Genomic DNA, 3762 nt, shown 5'->3' with positions numbered 1-3762 from the left:
GTTGTATATGTTGTAAAAACCGTCATCGCGTCGTTTCAAGGTAAAAAGTGTAGTGCCGTCAGGGGGATATAGATAGATTCGTCCATAATTGGAGCGTCCCAAGACTTTATTGTCCATACCTACGACCTTAAAGGTAAGTATCTGATGTTCCAACGGAATGCTTGGCTTTAGTTCTACATCAAACGCCAGGGTGGTTTTTTCTAGAAGATCCCAACAGGAGCGGTCATGACAAGGGTTATCATTGTAAACATAATCAACTCCATGCAATTTGACTTGATTCGTGCGATTGGCAATGCTGATCCTTACTGTGCGTGTTTGGGGCGGATTCTCGAAGTTCCAACCGGTGGGTGGCGTTTCTAAATATGACCAATTGCGCCATCTCCAAAAAAACGGGGAATGGAGTTGCGGATCAGAGTCGGTGTTTGCCATGTCAGGCACCATATTGTAAAGGCAAAGCCTTCTGCCTTCTTCAAACTCCTTCAATTTCTTGGCCTGACTTTCCCCTTGCCAATCCCTTCCCATGCACTGTTCCACGGTGGTGCCATTACCGCCATCTTCGTTGCCCGCGATAGGGGAAGCCTTGACATAGGTAGTCCCCCGGTGTCCTGGTGCCGAATACCAGGTGCGCATCTCCTGGTCGTTGAATGTTAGCCAATTTTTGGCAACTTGGGTGGCTTGTTCCCGTGCATAAGCAGCGCGTTGCGCCCTTGGTTTTGCCATGGTGCGAATGAAGGCTGCCCAAGCATCTTTACTGCCCTCAATCGCTGCTAGGGCATAGGGCCTTATATTATTGGGTTGGTATGCCGACCAGTCATACGGGTCTGGTTTTGGCAACATAGTGTTCCAGATAACGTCACCTGTTGCATAGAAACTTGCCGATGGCGGCTTCAAGTGTGCATGCTGTTCCGAACCATTGGCACACAGATAACTCTTTACCTGCCGCACCTGACGGTAAAAGTCTTCCCCTACCCTGACGGTATGGTCTGGGCTAAAGGAGTCTTCAAACAAGTGCAAGGCACGCCCGAATAGGAAAAACTGGCGATTCACAGTAGCTTCACCGGCTAAGCCGCCGCCATCCCAAACCTTCATTGTGCCGTCATCTGCCATTGCCGCCTTGACGAAATATTCAATGAAGCGTTGTGTTGACAGTTGCGCAGAATTGATGCCGCCTTGCGCATTGACATCACTGGGTTTACGCATGAAGTGGTCGTACTGGATATCGGGCGCTTCCTGCGTTACCCGGTCAAGGCAGTCAACCGTGTCAAATTTACTCGACTCCAAGAAATTGAAACCGCCAATATCAACCCAACGTTCACCCAGAATAGCTTCGAATACCGGTGTGTAGGTGGCGGCATAAGGAATATCATCTTTGACATTGATGAGTTGACGTTTGATTTGCGCAACGAACTGTTCCGCACCGTCCAGCGAGAGGTCTTGGGCTTTGGCGGATGCAGGCCAATCCTTACGCGGATCCTTTGGATCAGGCTTGAGCGCGCGCTCACCGCCCAACACTTCGATCGCAGCCTGTCGAGTTATCCATTCGTGGCCTTGGGGAACCACGGAACCCACGTGTACCGCGCCTTGGGTAAAGCCAAATGCGGAGTTTTGTAGTTGTAGCGCTAACAGGAGCAAGAATAAACCAAGCGTTATCAGGCGTATTTTCTTCTTTGTGATAAACATTTAATCCCCTTATTGTCAGTAACTTTAACAGCGCCAAAGCGAATAAAGCCCGAAGTATCCCTGTTCACGCTTGAATGAAAAGGCGCTGGCCCAATTTTCTAAAAGTGACGATGCTTACGAATAATGTTGAAAAATCAGTTTAATCTTTTAGTAAAATCATAGTCTTGAGAATTTCAAGGCGGATTTTTACCGTGGAAACATTCTCTGCGACTTTTCAGATTAATCCTGACTTGTAAAGAGTAACATGAGCCACTTAAAACTGTTAGTTAATAACTAAAGAGCCTCTTGCAAAACTCACAGTAAAGCAGGGCTAGGCAGTTTTGCTCTTTAACATCAATCAGCCTGAAAAGCCGATTTTCGAATATTTGCATGTAACTCCCTTTTTTTTGCGTTTTTGGCTAAATTTGGTTGATAGCAACGCTCTGCCACGGTTGGCAGTACAGACTGTCCTCCAAAAGCGCATGAATTTACGTCATTAACCTCATCAACTGGTCTGCTGAGAGAACCAATACGCCGAACATCAAGCGGCCCATAACTTTCACAGACCCCTGGATACGAACAAAACGCCACCAAATTCATCTTTCAATCGACCGTTGGCTCTTTCTGCCCGTGTCCGCTCGTTGTAGCGCCGGGCCTCATGGGGCGCGAACGGTTTCTTTTCGCCACCTCTCGGCTTATGATCGATTAGCGGCACATGTCCCAGGCCCTGGCTATGCCTCATCAATTCATCGCTACAGTAGGCGGCGTCCATCAGGTCATACAAGTTCGTTACCCGGCTGGCGCCCATCAAGGATAACGGCACAGCCGTTTGGCTGTCATGCACGGATGCACTGGTCAGTAATGCGCTAACTGGCACACCACAGTCAGCCGTATCCAGGTGCAGTTTGTAGCCATTCCAACTGTTCTTGTAACCCTGGGCATTGCACTTGCTGCCACGACCGCACGCTTTGGATAGTTCATCCAGTATGACTGGGAGGGTTTGTGTCAGTTGCCGACCAATTCGGCTCGCCTTCGGTTCACGCACTTCGCCAGCCTTGGGGCGACCACGCTTGACAACTTTTTCAGCCAGTTTAGTAATCTTCCCCGCTTTTTTCGTAGGCCTTTCCCGTGCTTCAATCGCGGTGCCGTCACGACTGATGTGGCCAATCAAGGTCTTGCCCAAATGCTCCTTAATCAACGCTTCATGAACCCGTTCAGCCAATTTGCCCTGCGCAAATTCAGCGAAAGCACGTGAGAAAGTCGCTTCGGCGGGCAAGCGCTTCCACATAGGAAATCCACATAACCGCCTTAAAGCCCGATCCATTTGCAGTCGCTCAAGCAAGCCCACTGTCGTTGATAGCCCCAGGACTGTTTTCGCCACAAAGGCATTGGCCAAACATGGGGCGGGTGCCCCACACCAAACCAGGCATCCTCAACAAACCCTTCAATCCTGACCCATTCCAAAATATGGATGAGCTTCTCTAATTTCGGTGTCAGACATCCCACTTCCTCCTTTAATTCAGGGATCAGGTCGTATTGGATGGCATTCCAACGTTGCAGAAAATTAGTGGGTTGCGTATTATTCATAAGAGGGCGTTGATGTGTGCCTGAAAAACTCCATCGCCAGAAATGGCCGCCCTTTTCTACACCCTTTTCACGGGAAAATCCTGTCCACATCTGTAGTTTTGCAACTAGCTCAAATAATACCATTTTTAACCAAACAGCTTATAGGTTTTGCAATGTAGACTGAAAGTCTGGTTTGACAGCTCTGGTGGCTTGCTTAGAAGTTTCACCTCCGTCTGATTAGGGTCGGTTATCCCCTTTCAAATTTTGAACAGCCGCAATCGTTTTTATTACAGGCTCTGGTTGACGCAATCATTAAGTCCTACTACCCCATAGGCCCTAGAACTTTAACTTACGTTTTCCTTGACGAACCCAACAAACCGTTTTAAAAGCCCATTCGCATTGTTTGTATTACAAATTGAAGATTGGGTGGTGGCTAAACATTAACTGATAAGCTTGAATTATAGGAGACGACAAACCAATGGATCACGCCGTCATGCCACGTTGCGTCCTTGGAGAACGAGAGCGTTTTCCGTGCCA

General features: G+C 48.4%; 1 protein-coding gene and 1 pseudogene. Both read right to left on the bottom strand.

Annotated elements, in window-relative coordinates:
• The coding region (locus MGMO_RS15445; RefSeq protein ID WP_051384069.1) for a hypothetical protein at window positions 1-1680 on the bottom strand (1680 nt) is incomplete at its 3' end.
• A gap of 467 nt (window positions 1681-2147) precedes the next feature.
• A pseudogene (locus MGMO_RS15440) lies at window positions 2148-3246 on the bottom strand (transposase).
• Between the last annotated feature and the right edge of the window lie 516 nt (window positions 3247-3762).

Origin of the sequence: Methyloglobulus morosus KoM1 (assembly GCF_000496735.2) — a bacterium.
Lineage (GTDB): Bacteria > Pseudomonadota > Gammaproteobacteria > Methylococcales > Methylomonadaceae > Methyloglobulus > Methyloglobulus morosus.
The sequence above is the reverse complement of the archived record's forward strand: the minus strand, read 5'-3'. Positions and strand labels throughout refer to the sequence as shown.